At 74.3% G+C, this 13,788-nt stretch carries 17 protein-coding genes; 8 read left to right on the top strand and 9 right to left on the bottom strand.

The features are described from left to right. Positions 1 to 57 precede the first annotated feature (57 nt). Positions 58 to 507: a GNAT family N-acetyltransferase gene (locus ACFYOB_RS25130; protein ID WP_388563002.1), complete on the top strand. Its 450-nt coding sequence runs from the start codon at positions 58 to 60 to the stop codon at positions 505 to 507. Here the strand turns inward: ACFYOB_RS25130 and ACFYOB_RS25125 are convergent. Beyond that, positions 499 to 1,116 (bottom strand): TetR/AcrR family transcriptional regulator, encoded by a 618-nt coding sequence (locus ACFYOB_RS25125; protein ID WP_388563000.1) that lies wholly within the window; start codon positions 1,114 to 1,116, stop codon positions 499 to 501. The genes ACFYOB_RS25130 and ACFYOB_RS25125 overlap by 9 nt on opposite strands. Positions 1,117 to 1,203: 87 nt before the next feature. On the opposite strand from ACFYOB_RS25125, the gene ACFYOB_RS25120 reads away from it, so the two are divergent. Both ACFYOB_RS25120 and ACFYOB_RS25115 read left to right on the top strand, forming a co-directional pair. Next, positions 1,204 to 1,779: a peroxiredoxin-like family protein gene (locus ACFYOB_RS25120; protein WP_388562998.1), complete on the top strand. Its 576-nt coding sequence runs from the start codon at positions 1,204 to 1,206 to the stop codon at positions 1,777 to 1,779. Beyond that, positions 1,776 to 2,243, top strand: a complete 468-nt coding sequence (locus tag ACFYOB_RS25115) for an N-acetyltransferase (RefSeq protein ID WP_388562996.1) — start codon at positions 1,776 to 1,778, stop codon at positions 2,241 to 2,243. The genes ACFYOB_RS25120 and ACFYOB_RS25115 overlap by 4 nt, the downstream gene beginning before the upstream one ends. On the opposite strand, the gene ACFYOB_RS25110 is transcribed toward ACFYOB_RS25115, so the two are convergent. Next, on the bottom strand, positions 2,228 to 2,833 hold the full coding sequence (locus ACFYOB_RS25110) for a DUF4291 domain-containing protein (RefSeq protein WP_388562994.1): 606 nt from the start codon (positions 2,831 to 2,833) through the stop codon (positions 2,228 to 2,230). The genes ACFYOB_RS25115 and ACFYOB_RS25110 overlap by 16 nt on opposite strands. Positions 2,834 to 2,913: 80 nt before the next feature. Then, positions 2,914 to 5,397, bottom strand: a complete 2,484-nt coding sequence (locus ACFYOB_RS25105) for a helicase-associated domain-containing protein (RefSeq protein ID WP_388562992.1) — start codon at positions 5,395 to 5,397, stop codon at positions 2,914 to 2,916. A gap of 86 nt (positions 5,398 to 5,483) precedes the next feature. Here ACFYOB_RS25105 and ACFYOB_RS25100 point away from each other — a divergent pair, with 86 nt between their 5' ends. After that, entirely contained in the window at positions 5,484 to 6,470 is a 987-nt protein-coding gene (locus ACFYOB_RS25100) for a hypothetical protein (protein ID WP_388562990.1), read from the top strand. A 157-nt stretch (positions 6,471 to 6,627) separates the two neighbouring features. Here the strand turns inward: ACFYOB_RS25100 and ACFYOB_RS25095 are convergent, their stop codons facing one another. Further along, complete coding sequence (locus ACFYOB_RS25095) at positions 6,628 to 6,771, bottom strand: hypothetical protein (RefSeq protein WP_388562988.1); 144 nt, start codon at positions 6,769 to 6,771, stop codon at positions 6,628 to 6,630. A gap of 246 nt (positions 6,772 to 7,017) precedes the next feature. On the opposite strand from ACFYOB_RS25095, the gene ACFYOB_RS25090 reads away from it, so the two are divergent. Continuing rightward, positions 7,018 to 7,644, top strand: coding sequence for an HAD family hydrolase (locus ACFYOB_RS25090; RefSeq protein ID WP_388562986.1), 627 nt, complete (start codon positions 7,018 to 7,020; stop codon positions 7,642 to 7,644). A 22-nt stretch (positions 7,645 to 7,666) separates the two neighbouring features. On the opposite strand, the gene ACFYOB_RS25085 is transcribed toward ACFYOB_RS25090, so the two are convergent. After that, positions 7,667 to 7,918 (bottom strand): hypothetical protein, encoded by a 252-nt coding sequence (locus ACFYOB_RS25085; protein WP_388562984.1) that lies wholly within the window; start codon positions 7,916 to 7,918, stop codon positions 7,667 to 7,669. A gap of 188 nt (positions 7,919 to 8,106) precedes the next feature. Here ACFYOB_RS25085 and ACFYOB_RS25080 point away from each other — a divergent pair, with 188 nt between their 5' ends. Further along, positions 8,107 to 8,490, top strand: coding sequence for a cold-shock protein (locus tag ACFYOB_RS25080; protein ID WP_322975534.1), 384 nt, complete (start codon positions 8,107 to 8,109; stop codon positions 8,488 to 8,490). 81 nt (positions 8,491 to 8,571) lie between these two features. Here ACFYOB_RS25080 and ACFYOB_RS25075 read toward each other — a convergent pair whose 3' ends face one another. The 4 genes from ACFYOB_RS25075 to ACFYOB_RS25060 form a co-directional block, all read right to left on the bottom strand. Then, positions 8,572 to 9,420 carry a 1,4-dihydroxy-6-naphthoate synthase gene (locus ACFYOB_RS25075; RefSeq protein ID WP_388562982.1) on the bottom strand — a complete coding sequence of 283 codons (849 nt, stop codon included), beginning with the start codon at positions 9,418 to 9,420 and terminating at the stop codon, positions 8,572 to 8,574. Continuing rightward, positions 9,410 to 10,132, bottom strand: a complete 723-nt coding sequence (locus ACFYOB_RS25070) for a futalosine hydrolase (protein ID WP_388562980.1) — start codon at positions 10,130 to 10,132, stop codon at positions 9,410 to 9,412. The genes ACFYOB_RS25075 and ACFYOB_RS25070 overlap by 11 nt, the downstream gene beginning before the upstream one ends. Positions 10,133 to 10,145: 13 nt before the next feature. Beyond that, complete coding sequence (locus tag ACFYOB_RS25065) at positions 10,146 to 10,637, bottom strand: DUF2771 domain-containing protein (RefSeq protein ID WP_388562978.1); 492 nt, start codon at positions 10,635 to 10,637, stop codon at positions 10,146 to 10,148. A 110-nt stretch (positions 10,638 to 10,747) separates the two neighbouring features. Continuing rightward, entirely contained in the window at positions 10,748 to 12,112 is a 1,365-nt protein-coding gene (locus ACFYOB_RS25060; protein ID WP_388562976.1) for an MFS transporter, read from the bottom strand. 345 nt (positions 12,113 to 12,457) lie between these two features. Between ACFYOB_RS25060 and ACFYOB_RS25055 the strand changes: the two genes are divergently transcribed. Both ACFYOB_RS25055 and ACFYOB_RS25050 read left to right on the top strand, forming a co-directional pair. Next, a complete protein-coding gene (locus ACFYOB_RS25055) occupies positions 12,458 to 13,375 on the top strand; it encodes a DUF3027 domain-containing protein (RefSeq protein ID WP_388562974.1) in 918 nt (305 codons plus the stop codon). A 64-nt stretch (positions 13,376 to 13,439) separates the two neighbouring features. Further along, positions 13,440 to 13,664: a hypothetical protein gene (locus tag ACFYOB_RS25050; RefSeq protein WP_388562972.1), complete on the top strand. Its 225-nt coding sequence runs from the start codon at positions 13,440 to 13,442 to the stop codon at positions 13,662 to 13,664. The last annotated feature ends 124 nt before the right edge of the window (positions 13,665 to 13,788 follow it).

Below are 13,788 nucleotides of genomic sequence, written 5' to 3'. Positions count from 1 at the left end.
GGTTCTGTGCGCGTGGGGCGGTTGACGGGGCGGCAGGTGGGTGGGTTCGCTGGGGGAATGTGTGATCTTCGTATTGAGGCTGTGGGTGACGACGCCACGTCGCGGGACTGGCGGTACGTGCACAATCTGATCATTCCGACGGATCCGCTCTCCCCCGAGGACGTGCGGGAGCGGGCCGGACGGAACGTGCTGGAGGTCGCGTACCTCGGTGACGAGGTGGTGGGGTGCACGACCGTGCGGCCGCCCCGGGACGGGGAGCCGGTGGGCACCGTCATCGCGCGGGTGCTGCCCGGCCATCGGGGGCAGGGATACGGCGGGGTGCTCTACGCGCGCGGGCTGGCCCGGGCCCGGGAGCTGGGGGCCGAGCGGATCCGGACCGTGGTCCTGGAGTCCAACCCGGAGGGGCTGCGGTTCGCCCTCGCGCACGGCTTCGAGGAGGTCGAGCGGTACCTGCTGCCGGGCGACACCGTGCCGTACATCGACCTGGAACTGCGCGGACTAGCCTGATCCCAGGCCGCGCAGGAGCAGGGCGAGGCCGCCGTGGAACTCCCGGTCCTGGGTGAGGGACCGGGCGCCGCGGGCGGCCTCGGTCAGGTACGGGTACTCGTCCGCCGGGAGTCCGGCGATCGCGGCGGTGCCCGCGCCGGAGAGGGCGCCGAGGTGCTCCTGCTGGATCGCGCCGATCACGTAGGCCAGCAGGGCGCGCAGGGCGACGATCCGCTCCTCGGCCCCGAGCCCCGCCTCGGTGAGCACCCCGAGCAGGGTCTCTCCCCACCGCAGCACGCTGGGGGAGCGGTGCCGGTGGGTGAAGGCGAGCGGCAGGACGGCCGGGTGCGCGCCGACCGTGTCGCGCAGCCGGTCGACGAGGACCGTGACCCGCTCGTGCCAGGGGCCGGCGGGCGGGGGCGGGGTGGTGTCGACCCTGCTGAGGACGAGTTCGACGACGAGGGCTTCGAGCTCCTCGCGGTCCTGGACGTACCGGTACAACGCCATCGTGCTGATGCCGAGTTCGACGGCGACTGCCCGCATGGACAGGCCCGGGAGTCCGTCGCGGTCGATGACGGCGAGCGCGGCGGCGGCCAGGTGGTCCGGGGTGAGGGAGCGGGGGCGAGGCATGACGGTTGACAGCGTACGGCATACGCCTACGCTGTAGGTGTACGACGTACGCCTAACTGTCCGTCTGCCTGCCGAAGGGGTCCTCCCATGCAGCTCAGCACCGGTTCCGTCGTCCGCGCCCGCGCGCTCACGGCCGTCATGGACGGCGCCCCCGTCCCCGTCCCCGATCCCGAAGGGCGCCTGGTCCACCTGCAGTTCCGGCGGTTCGCGGGCTGCCCCGTCTGCCACCTCCACCTGCGCTCGGTGGTGCGGCGGCACGCCGAGATCGAGGCGGCCGGGATCCGCGAGGTCGTCGTCTTCCACTCGCCCGCCGAGCAGCTGCGCGAGCACGTCGCCGACCTGCCGTTCGCGGTGGTCGCGGACCCGGACAAGCGGCTGTACGCGGAGTTCGGCGTCGAGGCGTCCTACCGGTCGCTGCTGAGCCCGCGCGCCTGGTGGCCCGTACTGCGTGCGATCGCCCTCGGCACGGCCGAGATGCTGCGCGGCCGGGCGAAGGCGCCGGCCCGCGTACAGGACGGCGGGCGCCTGGGGCTGCCGGCGGACTTCCTGATCGCGCCGGACGGCCGGGTGCTGGCCGCCGGGTACGGGGAGCACGCGGACGACCAGTGGCCGGTGGAAAAGCTGCTGACGCTCGCGCGGCGGGCACGTACGGTCCAGGCATGAACGATGATCAGCAGACCTTCGTGCCCGCCGATTTCGAGGTGCCGGGCGGACTGGAAGGCGAAGCCTTCCGGCTGGAGCCCCTCGGGGAACGGCACAACGAGCGGGATCTGGCCGCCTGGACCGGGAGCATCGCGCACATCAGGGCCACGCCCGGGTTCGTGGGTCGCGGCTGGCCGCCCGTGGAGGGGATGTCCGCCGAGGCGAACCGGGACGATCTGGCCGGGCACGCCCGGGACTTCGCCGAGCGGCGCGGGTTCACCTACTCGGTCCTGGAAGGGGAGGACGAGGTCATCGGGTGCCTGTACGTGTACCCGGGCAAGGACGACCCGCGGCGCGTCCAGGTCAGCTCCTGGGTGCGCGCGGACCGGGCGCACCTCGACCTCCCGCTGTACGAGGCCGTGAGCCGCTGGCTGCGCGAGGTGTGGCCCTTCGACGCTGGGCGGATCGACTACGCCCCGAGGTGAGGCAACGGGCCCGAGGCGTACGGGGTTTCCACGGGCAGCAGGGCCCGCGCCGCCGCCTCGTCCCCGGAGCGGAGCAGGCCGTGGATCTCCCGGGCCAGCGGGGTGACGTCCCGGATGGCGACGGTCCACTCGTCGGCGTAGGCCCGCGAGGCGGGCCCCGACAGGCCCAGCTGGAGGGAGCGGTACGGCAGCGGGTTCAGGTGGAGGTCGCGCTCCGGGTCCCACTGGACGCGGGCGGATGTCGCGCGCAGCGACTGCTGCCAGGCGTCACGGTCCGCGTGCACCCCCGGCTCGTAGTGGGACAGGCATGCCTCGCGCAGCGCCCGGTCGAAGCCCTCGCGGGTGATGTCGATCGCGAGCACCGTCTCCTGGTCGGCCTTGGTGGCCCAGCCGCAGCGGTACATCATCCACAGGAACGACGGCTTGATCCACGTCATCCGCTCGCGCTTCCAGGCGGGCGGGAAGCGGCCGTCGCGTGCCGCCGGGACCCCGAGGGACGGGGAGTACGCCTGGTAGACGGTGATCGTGGTGTCGGTGTGGGCGGCGCGGATCCGGCGGCCCGGCACCTCGGAGGACATGGCGTTGGACATACCTCCAGGGTGCGGGGTCCGGACCCGCCCGGCCAGCGCTTTTGGACCGGCCCGGCCAGCGCTTGTGGACCTGCCCTCCGTCAGACCTGGTCCTCCGCCAGCTCCGCGACCCCCGTGATCCGGTGCAGCGCGTACGTCCGTACCTCGTCCGCCGTGTGGTCGTAGCCCGTGACGAAGCCGCCCTCCACCCGTACCGGGGCGATGACCCGCTGGCTCGCCGCCCCGTCCGCGTTCACGTACCCGATCCACACGGCCGACCCGGTCAGCGCGGCCGCCTGCACCGTCGCCAGGGTCTCCGCCGGGCTCGTGCGGGGCAGTTCGCCCGGCACGACCGCGGAGGCCACCGGCTCCTTGCGCACGGCCGTCGCCGCCAGGTCGCCCGCGCGGATCGCCCGTACGGCAGCCCCCAGCAGCGTCTCGTCCGGCACCGGCGGGCCGTCCGGCACCGGTACGGGCGCCGAGCGGGCCGGCGTGCGGTGGGCGTCGGCCCGGGCCACCAGCACGTCGCCGGTACGGGACTCCGCGGCCGGGGCGTAGCCCATGGCCCGCAACCCCTCCAGCAGGGCGGTGGGTTCGGCCTGCGCGGCCAGCACCGTCGGCGCGAGGCGGCGCAGCCCCATCCCCGCCGACCGCTTGTCGGCCAGGATCTCGCCCAGCATCGCGTCGTCGTCGCAGCGCACGTACGAGGACGCGGAACCGACCCGCAGGTGCCCGTGCCGCCGGGCGACGTCGTCGATCAGGTAGGCCAGCGGCTGCGGGACCGGCGTGCGGCTGTGTTCCTTGAGGAAGACGTGCAGGTCGGCGGCGGCGTGCCCGGCGTCCAGGGCGCGCCGCACCGACCCGGGCGTGAAGCGGTACACCGTGGCCCCGCCCTTGGACTCCACGTCCGCGAGCAGCGCCATCGTGTCGCCGAGCGGGCGGCGCAGCGGGCCGGGGGCCACCGCCGTCAGGTCGGCCTGCAGCAGTACGTGGTCCACCGGCTCCGGCAGCAGCGGGCTCAGCAGCGGCGCAGGGTCGCGATGCTCCAGCAGGGCGCGGCCGAAGCTGCTGAGCGCGCCCCGGCCGCTGACGCCGAGGATCTCCGCCTCGGTCAGCGTCCAGTGCGCGAGGCGGGCCCGCAGGTCGCTGGTGCCGCGTACGGGACGCTCCCACGCGAGCCGGTCCAGCAGGGCGTCCGGGTCGGGGGAGGCGCCGTCGGGCAGGGCGGCCAGGAGTTCCAGGACGCGTCGGCGTACCTCGGGGGCGGCGGAGCGGTCGAGTTCGGGGCCGAGCACCGACAGGGTGCGTCCCTTGCCGTCCTGTTCGCCGGCCAGGCCGGAGGTGCGGGTGGCCGGGAGCCAGGCCGCCGCGAGCGCCGACCACCGCTCGGCGGGAGGCAGTTCGACCCAGTCGTCGAAGGCGGGGGTGGGCGCGTACCGCTCGTCCGCCTCCCCGTCGCTGGCCAGCAGGCCGGCCGCGTAGGCGAGTTCGATCCAGAACGCCGCCGCGGACTCGGTGGTGTCCAGGGTGGCCGCGGCCCGCTTGAGGTCCCGTACGGAGAGCCCGCCCGCGCGCAGCACCAGCGGACCGGCGTGCTCCCAGGACTTCACCAGCTCCTCGACGGTGGACAGCGCGCCCAGCGCCTGCCCGGCGGCGTTCGCGTCCACAAGCTGTGGACGGTGCTCGCGGTGCGCGGGAACGGGCGGGGCCACCGGCGCGGTGACCCGGTGCGCGAGCCCGCCGCGCAGGTGCAGCGCCACCTCGCGGGGCAGGACCACGGTCCGTGCGGTGGTGGGGAGCAGCAGCCCGTGGTCGCGCAGCCAGCGCACCGGCGCGGTCGGGTTCGGCGTGACCTCCCCGTACGGCGGCCCCCACACGAGCCGCCCGAGCACCTGGTGGGCCTCCGCGGGGGCCTGGTCCAGCAGGGCCGACATCCGCTCCGGATCGGTGAACAGCCCGGTCAGCGCCGATACCGCGGACACCGGGTCGTGGGTGGCGGGCAGTCCGACGGCCGCCACGATCTCCTGGATGCGGGTCGGCGACATCCCGGCCGTGGCCTCGGCGACGGTGGGGCCGAGGCCGGTCGGGGAGGGCCGCTGGGGCGACGGCGCGAGCAGTTCGCGGGCGGTGCGCACCAGGCGCAGCCGGTCGTCGTCGCCCCACACCAGGGCCTGGTCGCGCAGGGTGGCCATGGCCCTGGGGAGCGCGGCGCGGGCCCCGTTGTCCTCGCCGGTGGTGCCCACCTCGCCGGTCAGCAGCGATTCCAGCACCGGGTACGGGCAGGGGTCCGGGGCGACCGCCAGGGCCTCGGCGGTCTGCAGCGCGAACCGGTCCAGGCGTTCGAGCGCCCGTACCACCGAGGCCCGGGTGCCTGCGCGGGTGGCCAGCTGGGTCACGTCGCCGGGCACCGGGCTGAGCAGGTCCGGGCGGGCGTGCAGCAGGGCGGCCAGCGCCGAGTCGTCGCGGGCGCGGAGCGCCTCGGCGAGGGAGCGCGGGGCGCCGCTTCCGCCGGATCCTCCCGCAGTGCTTTCCTCGGGCACAGTCGCCTCCTGGTCGCGCCGGCCGGTCAGTCGGCCGGTCCCCATCCGGTCCACGGTATCCGCTGCGTCCGCGACTGCTCCACGGGCGCACGCGCTACCTTCGGTTGAGGCGGTACGGGAGGAGCCGGGGCGTGGGGATCGAAAGCGACCAGTTGGTCTACGAATATCTGAGCCGCGTCGGGGACTTGGCGCAGCAGCGGCAGCTGTCGTCCGGCGACCGGATGCGGCTGGTGTCGGGGCTGCGGGACGAGATCGACCGTCGGCGCGCCAAGTACGACCCGGAGACGCCGGCCGCGGTACGGGCCATCCTGGAGCGGATCGGCACGCCGGAGGAGGTCCTGGACACCGTCGGGACGCGGTCGGGGCCCTCGCAGACCCCGCTGGATCCGGTTCCGGCGGTGCCCGCCCAGCGCGGTCCGGGGCGCCCGGGCCGCAAGCGGGTGCCGCCGCCGCGCCAGGAGGCGGAGCCGCAGAACGTGCCGCCGCACCTGGCCGGGCTGGATGAACTCGGCCCCTCCGGTGGGTCGGAGCCCGACTGGTGGCGCGTCGGGGCGGGCGGGTTCGGCTCGGGCCCGCAGGTCGACGGTTTCGCGGGCGGGATCGAGTTCCCGGAGCTGGTCAAGGAGGCTCCGGAGGAGGACGAGGAGCCGAAGGCGCAGCCGCCCGGCCCGGAGCAGGGGCGCGCGCGGAGCCTCGTACGGTTCCTGCGCGAGCGGCGGCGCGCGAAGAGGGAAGCGGCGGCGGAGGCGGCGGGGCCGGAAGCCGCGGCAGCCGTCGCCCCCCGGCCCCGGCCGAACGCCTTCCTGATGCTGGCCGCGGCCGTCCTCGTCGTCGGCGTGGTCACCGGCTACTGGCTGCTGCTCGTGGTCGGCTGGCTGCTGCCGTACGCCTCGCGCGTGCTGCGGCCCGCCGAGCGCAAGTGGGCCGTCTTCGGCCCGCCCGGCGTGGTCCTGGCGGGGGCGGGGGTGTGGCTGTGGGGCCGTATGAACGACAAGTGGGGCGAGACCCTGGCCGAGGACCAGGTGAGCGGGGTGGTGCACGGGATGTGGCCGTGGCTGCTGCGGGGCGCGGCGCTGGCCTCCGTCCTCTACCTGGTGTGGCGGGCCCGTCGCCGCTGACGGGCCGCGCCGCGCCGCGTCGTCCCGGTCTCAGCCGGCCGGGACGATCGTCTGCTTCTCCTGTACGGGCTCGCGGTCGGCGGCCTCGATCAGGTCGAGGAAGCCGGGGGCCCTGACGACGTCCAGCAGCTGCCCGGCGGCGCCGCGGCCACATCGATCACCCGGCCACCTCCTGGCCGCGGCCGTCCGGCGGCACGAAGGCTCCGGCCACGCCGATCGCGGCGACGGCCACCACCCCGGCGCCGATCGCCGCCCGGACGCGCGCCCTGCGGCGCAGGCCCTGGGCGCGGGCCGGGCCCACCAGGTCCGGCAGCGCGGGCAGTTCCGCCGTCGTACGGCAAAGGCCTCGAAGTCGAGCCCGGAGTCGTGCTCGGTGCCTGGCGGCATCCGCCCTCCCCTTCACCTCGTGTCTCTCACCCCGGTCCTGAGTGCTGCCGCACGGAAAAGGTTGAGCACGAGTTCGAGGAGGGGCGTTCGACGGGGCGAGGGGAGCATGTTCCCCTGCCGTAAGCCTCCTGTCGGCCCGCTGTCGGCCCGCCTCGGCACAATGGCGGGTATGAACCTCACCGTCGGCTTCGACCTCGACATGACCCTCATCGATTCGCGTCCGGGCATCAAGGCCGCCTACCAGGCACTCTCGGCCGAAACGGGTACGTTCATCGACGCCGACGAGGCGGTCACGCGGCTCGGGCCGCCGCTGGACGAGGAGCTCGCGTACTGGTTCCCGGAGGCCGAGATCCCGGCCATGGCGGACCGCTACCGCGAGATCTATCCCACATACGCCATCGGGCCGACCCCCGCGATGCCGGGCGCGCGCGAGGCGATCGAGGCGGTCCAGGCGCTCGGCGGCCGCGCGATCGTCGTCACGGCCAAGCACGAGCCCAACGCCCGCCTGCACCTGAAGCACCTGGGCATCGAGCCCGACGCCGTCATCGGCTGGCTCTGGGCGGAGGCCAAGGCCGGGGCGCTGCGCGAGTACGGGGCGCAGGTCTACGTCGGTGACCACGTGGGCGACGTACGCGGGGCCCGCAAGGCCGGCGCGCTGTCCGTGGTCGTGCCGACCGGCCCCTGCCCGGAGCCGCAGCTGCGGGCGGCGGGCGCGGACGTGGTGCTCCCGGACCTCACCGCGCTGCCCGAGTGGCTCTCGCGGTACGTCGCCGAGCAGCCCGTCTAGGGAGCGCCGTCCCCGGCCCGGGTCAGGCCTGCGAGGCCCGGGCCGCCTTGCGCTGCGCCGCGGCCGACCGCAGCACGCCCGCCGCGGAGATGGCGAAGCCGACGCCCATCAGCATGCACACGGCCCACGCGTACGACGGGAACGGGTCGATGTCGAGGAACAGCGGGGCCATCGTCGCGAGCGTGGCCACGGCGCCCACGATGAACACGATGCCGCCGGTCTTCACCAGTGCGTCACCGGGGCGCGCTTCGTCGGGATGAGGAGTAACAGTCACCCGACCAGGGTAGTTCCCAGGCCGGAGCGGCCGAAGCGGCCGCCCGCGAAGGACCGGGGAACGTCTTGTCACCCGGCCCTCGGCCATTAGCCTTGAGGTGGCGGGTCATCCATGGCCCGCTGCGCTGTTATCCGGGGCCGTTTCCGCGGCACTCCGGACCCCGACGAGCACAAGGACAGAGGACGGACGTGCCTACCGGCAAGGTCAAATGGTTCAACAGCGAGAAGGGCTTCGGCTTTCTCTCCCGGGACGACGGCGGCGACGTCTTCGTCCACTCGTCGGTGCTCCCTGCCGGGGTCGACTCCCTCAAGCCCGGCCAGCGCGTCGAGTTCGGTGTCGTGGCCGGACAACGCGGTGACCAGGCGCTTTCGGTGACGGTGCTGGACCCGGCGCCGTCCGTCGCGGCGGCCCAGCGTCGCAAGCCGGACGAGCTCGCCTCCATCGTGCAGGACCTCACGACCCTGCTGGAGAACATCACTCCGATGCTGGAGCGCGGCCGCTACCCCGACAAGGTGCACGGCACGAAGATCGCCGGCCTGCTGCGCGCGGTGGCCGACCAGCTCGACGTCTGACCTGAACGAGGTCCGGTGCCCCGCCACTCGGGAGAGTGGCGGGGCACCGTCGTTCGGAGGCTCTTTTGAGGGCTTCGGGAGCTACGGGAAGGCGAGCGCGCCGGGCGAAATGGCCGGTACCAGTCCCTCGGCCGCCGCCCTGGTCAGCAGCCCGCGTACGGCCGCGTAACCGTCGTCGCCGAGGTCGGCGGTGAACTCGTTGACGTAGAGCCCGATGTGCTGGTCGGCGACTGCCGGGTCCAGCTCCTGCGCGTGGGCGCGTACGTACGGCCGGGACGCCTCGGGGTCGTCCCAGGCCATCCGCACCGACGTACGGGCGGACTCGGCGAGCGCGTGCAGCCGCCGCTCGCCCAGCGAGCGCTTGGCGATGATCGCGCCGAGCGGGATCGGCAGGCCGGTCGTGGACTCCCAGTGCTCGCCCATGTCGGCCAGGCAGTGCAGGCCGTAGTCCTGATAGGTGAACCGGGCCTCGTGGATGACCAGTCCGGCGTCCACCCGGCCGCTCTGCACCGCCGGCATGATCTCGTTGAACGGCAGCACGACCACCTTGCCGACCCCGTCCGGCAGCACGTCCGCAGCCCACAGCCGGAACAGCAGGTAGGCGGTCGAGCGCTCGCTCGGCACGGCCACCGTCTTCCCGGCGAGGCCGGCCCCCGGCTCACGGGTGAGCACCAGCGGGCCGCAGCCGCGCCCCAGGGCGCCGCCGCAGGGCAGCAGCGCGTACTCCTCCAGCACCCACGGCAGCACGGCGTACGACACCTTCAGCACGTCCAGCTCGCCGCGCTCGGCCATGCCGTTGGTGATGTCGATGTCGCCGAAGGTGACGTCGAGGGCGGGCGCGCCCGGGACGCGGCCGTGTGCCCAGGCGTCGAAGACGAAGGTGTCGTTCGGGCACGGCGAGTAGGCGATCTTCACGGCGTTACCGCTCATGGCGTTCTCCCCAGTTCGCGAGTACGGGCCCCAGCGTGCGCAAGCCGTCGGCGAGGGCGGCGAGCGCGTCCCCGATCCGCCAGGCGGCACGGTCACGGGGGCCCACGGCGTTGGACACGGCGCGGATCTCCAGTACGGGCAGCCCGTGCGCGGCGGCCGCCTCCGCGACCCCGAACCCCTCCATGGCCTCGGCCCCGGCCATCGGGTGCCGGGCGGCGAGCTCGGCGGCCCGGGCGGCGGTCCCGGTGACGGTGGAGACGGTCAGCACGGGCGCGAGCAGCGCCCCGGTCGCCTCGGCGGCGCGGGCGGCGAGCTCGGGCGGCGGCAGGTGCACGCTGTGGCCGAAGCCGAGCGCCCGGACGTCCACGAAGCCTTCGGGGGTCTCGGCGCCCAGGTCGGCGGCGACGATCGCGTCCGCGACCACGAGGGAGCCGGGCGGCGCGGCGGGCTGGAAGCCGCCGCCGATCCCGGCGGAGACGACGAGCGTGTAGTCGGCGAGGACCAGGGCGGTGGCGGTGGCGGCCGCGGCGGCGGCCGGACCGACGCCTCCGACGAGGACGTCGAAGGCGATGCCCGGAAGGTCCCGCCGGGTGACGCGGTAGCCCCCGGCCAGGGTGCGCGGCTCGGGACCGGGGGTGTCCGGATGAGGGGACAGACCGGTCGCGACGGAGTCGGCCTCCGCCGCCACCGCGGTCACGACGAGCACGCGCACCGGTGGCGTCCGGTTACTTGAGCTTGAGGTTGAAGGTCCAGACGGAGGTCGGCTTGCCGTCCTCGCCGAGCTGGACGATGGCCAGCTTCTTCGAGGCGGGGGCCTCGCCCTGGCCGCCGGTGGCGAAGACGTCGGCGCCCGGGAAGCTGCGGTAGGTGTTCTCGGACGGCTCGGTGATCTGCTGGCCGTCCAGGACCGCCTGCCACTTCTTGCCGCCCTCGACGACCTCGGGCTCGACCCCGAGACGCAGGGTGTCACCCCGCCCGTACTCGACGGTCTTGGCCTTCTTCGCCTCGGTGAGGCACTCCTGGAGCCTCTCCATCGTGAGCGGCTCGTTGCCTTCTTGGCAGGCGGCCTCGGCGGACACCGTCGAGGTGCCGACCGTCACGGTGGCCAGGGGCGTCGGCTTGTCTCCGCATGCGGAGAGGAGGAGGAAGCCGGCGGAAACGGCTCCGAGGGCCGCGACGCTGCGGCGGGCCCTACCCGGGATAAGCGGTGCGGTCATGAGCCGAAGGCTATCGGGCCGCCGGGCCGCGCCGCTGCATGGGGTACCACTGACCTGCTGTGGCGCGGGTCGCACGGTGCGGCGCCGTTCTCCGGGCACCGCCCCGGACTTCAGGCCACCCGGGGGCGGGAGGTGCCCGGGTGGTGGTGGCGGGGGGCTCCCAGGAGGCCGCGGAAGGCCATCGTGGTGCCCAGGGCGACCATGGCCGCGGCCACCGACATGCCCAGGACGCCGTTCAGCGGCAGGACGATGCCGATCGCGCCGCCGAGCACCCACGCCACCTGGAGCAGCGTCTCCGACCGGGCGAAGGCGGAATTGCGTACCGCCTCCGGGACGTCCCGCTGGATCATCGCGTCCAGTGACAGTTTCGCCAGCGCCTGGCAGAAGCCCGCCGTGGCGGCCAGCACGGCCATCATGAGGCCGCTGAAGAAGGCCGCCGCCAGGATCGCGACCGCGAGGGTCAGGCTCAGTACCGCCGCGACGATCGCCTCGGGCGCCCTGGCCCGCAGCCACGCGCCCACCGCCGTGCCGCACGCGTTCCCGACGCCCGCCGAGACGCCCACGATCCCCAGCGACACCGCCGCGCTCTGCCCCGCCAGGGGGTGCTCGCGCAGCAGGAACGCCAGGAAGAAGATCAGGAAGCCGGACAGCGCGCGCATCGAGGCGTTCGCCAGCAGGCCGCACAGGACCGAGCGGCTGACCGTCCGCAGCCCCGGCCGCTTCGAGTGCGCCTCGTGCGTGGAGAGCCGGGCCCGCCGCTCGCCCTTGGCCTCGTCCACCTTGTGCGGCAGCGTGAACGCCGCGACGGTGCCCCAGACGAAGATCATGCAGGCTCCGTACAGCGGCCACTCCGGCCCGATCAGGTGCAGCGCGGCGCCCACCGGCGCCGCCGCGCCCGTGGCCAGCAGGCCGGCCAGCGTGACCCGGGAGTTCGCCTTGACGAGTGGGAATCCGGGCGGGAGGAGGCGCGGGACCACGGCGCTGCGCACCACTCCGTACGACTTGGACGCGACCAGCACCCCCAGCGCCGCCGGATACAGCTCCAGCCCGCCCGTGGCCACCGCGCCCGACATCATCAGCGCCAGCAGTGCCCGGGCCAGCATCGCGGCCGCCATCGCCGCCCGCCGCCCGTGTGGCAACCGGTCCAGCAGCGGCCCGATCACCGGGGCCAGCAGGGTGAAGGGGAGCATCGTGATCCCCAGGTACAGGGCCACCCGGCCGCGTGCCTCGTCCGTGGGTACGGAGAAGAAGACCGTCGAGGCCAGCGCCACTGTGATCATCACATCGCCGGCGCCGTTGATGGCGTGCAGCTCGATCAGCTTGCCGAGGCCCGATTCACCAGCCCCGTGCGCGTGCGTGGCCCGCCGGATGCCGCGCGCCGTACCGGTGAACGGCAGGTGCAGGGCACGCCCCAGGGCCCGGCCGGCCCGTCTGACCGGTCCCGAGCCGTCGCCGGACGACCGTACGGGTGCCACCTGGCCATAGTGCCCCACCGGGCCCGGCGGAACCCCTCCCGGCGCGTCGCGGACGCGCCCCCACTCGTGGGCTTGTCCGCGAATCGGACCTTGCATGTGGGCCCAAGGCTTCGGAGGAGGTAGCGTGCGTAGCGCGCCACCGGCGGTTGCTCTTGGCCGCGCGCCTCTTCGCGATCCCGCAGAATGGATCGCATAAAGGTGCGCCCGGAGTCCGATCGGGTGCGGACGTCGACGCGGCCCTCTGGTCCGCTCCGCCCGCTCCACGTACGGACAGGACCGACGGGTCGTTGTGGACGACAGTACGGACGGCGCACTCGTGAGACGGCGTAGGAGAGAACGAGACCAGTGAGTGCTGCGACGACGCGAAGCCGTACCCCCCGTACCCCCGACCGTCTGTGCGTCGAGGCGGTAGAACTCGCCCGCGCGGCGGCCGAGGAGGCCGCCTTCCCCGGTGTGGTGGGCGCACACGTCTCCGCCGTGGCGGAAGGTGACCGGGTCGTCACGCACTTCTTCGAGTCCAAGGAACCGGGCTACCGGGGCTGGCGCTGGGCCGTCACCGTGACCCGCGCCTCCCGCGCGAAGAACGTCACCCTCGACGAAACGGTGCTCCTGCCCGGCGACGACGCCCTGCTCGCCCCCGAGTGGGTGCCGTGGAGCGAGCGGCTGCGCCCCGGCGACATGGGCCCCGGCGACCTGCTCCCCACCGACTCCGACGACCTGCGCCTGGAGCCGGGCTGGTCGGGCGAGGACACCCCGCCGCCGAACTCGATGGTCTCCACCGAGATGGCCGAACTGGTCGAGGCGGAGGACGCCGACGTCACCGACCGCACGGTGGTCCCGGTGCGCGGCTCCATCACCTCGGTCGCCGAGGAGCTGGGCATGCGGCGCGCCCGCGTGCTGTCGCGGTACGGGCTGCACACCGCCGCCGACCGCTGGGACGAGTCGTTCGGCGCGAAGACCCCGATGGCGCAGGCGGCGCCCGCGTCGTGCGTCTCCTGCGGCTTCCTGGTCGCGATCGGCGGCTCGCTGGGCCAGGCCTTCGGCGTCTGCGCGAACGAGTTCAGCCCGGCGGACGGCCGGCTGGTCTCCCTGTCGTACGGCTGCGGCGGGCACTCCGAGGCCGCGGTCATGCCGGCTCCGCTGCGGCCGGCGCCGCCGGTGCTCGACTCGATGGCCTCGGACGAGTTCCTCCTGCGCCCGGCCCCCGACACCGGCTCGGTCCCCGTCTCGGACCTCCCCGCCGCGGACCTGGGCCACTCGTAGCCTCTGCGGGCCGGCCTCCCCGGCGGAGCCCCGGCGGGCCGACGCGGCGGCGTACCCTCGGGCCATGGGGGACGAGGGCGTGGACATGGTGGGGATGGCCGGACGGGTGACCGGGACGGTCGGGCCGGGTCTGGTCGGCGAGGTGATCGTACGGATCCGGGGCGGCGCCGAGCACTTCCTCGCGTACCCCGTCCAGGGCACCGGCCGGCTGGCCGTCGGGACGGTGGTGACGGTCGTCGAGTACCTGCCGCCGCGCACGGTGTACGTGATGGCGGCGTACGACAACTGACCCCTCGTCCGACCTGTGCGTATCAAGATGGCGACAAGACTTCGCGCACCTCTTCCCGCCGGTGCCCGTCAGGCGCAGACTCGCCCTCGTCGGTGTCGAACGGCACCGCGATAAGGGGGCGTTG

The sequence above is a fragment of the Streptomyces sp. NPDC006463 genome, assembly GCF_042870715.1.
Lineage (GTDB): Bacteria > Actinomycetota > Actinomycetes > Streptomycetales > Streptomycetaceae > Streptomyces.
Note: the sequence above shows the minus strand (reverse complement) of the source record. Positions and strands in the feature narration are given on the sequence as shown.

Excerpts from the sequence above, each read along its gene's own strand:
- ACFYOB_RS25125 (WP_388563000.1), bottom strand. The coding sequence starts at position 1,116 with ATGCCTCGCCCCCGCTCCCTCACCCCGGACCACCTGGCCGCCGCCGCG.
- ACFYOB_RS25065 (WP_388562978.1), bottom strand. The coding sequence starts at position 10,637 with ATGACCGCACCGCTTATCCCGGGTAGGGCCCGCCGCAGCGTCGCGGCC.
- ACFYOB_RS25105 (WP_388562992.1), bottom strand. The coding sequence starts at position 5,397 with ATGGGGACCGGCCGACTGACCGGCCGGCGCGACCAGGAGGCGACTGTG.
- ACFYOB_RS25075 (WP_388562982.1), bottom strand. The coding sequence starts at position 9,420 with ATGAGCGGTAACGCCGTGAAGATCGCCTACTCGCCGTGCCCGAACGAC.
- ACFYOB_RS25115 (WP_388562996.1), top strand. The coding sequence starts at position 1,776 with ATGAACGATGATCAGCAGACCTTCGTGCCCGCCGATTTCGAGGTGCCG.
- ACFYOB_RS25130 (WP_388563002.1), top strand. The coding sequence starts at position 58 with ATGTGTGATCTTCGTATTGAGGCTGTGGGTGACGACGCCACGTCGCGG.
- ACFYOB_RS25120 (WP_388562998.1), top strand. The coding sequence starts at position 1,204 with ATGCAGCTCAGCACCGGTTCCGTCGTCCGCGCCCGCGCGCTCACGGCC.
- ACFYOB_RS25050 (WP_388562972.1), top strand. The coding sequence starts at position 13,440 with ATGGGGGACGAGGGCGTGGACATGGTGGGGATGGCCGGACGGGTGACC.
- ACFYOB_RS25090 (WP_388562986.1), top strand. The coding sequence starts at position 7,018 with ATGGCGGGTATGAACCTCACCGTCGGCTTCGACCTCGACATGACCCTC.
- ACFYOB_RS25110 (WP_388562994.1), bottom strand. The coding sequence starts at position 2,833 with ATGTCCAACGCCATGTCCTCCGAGGTGCCGGGCCGCCGGATCCGCGCC.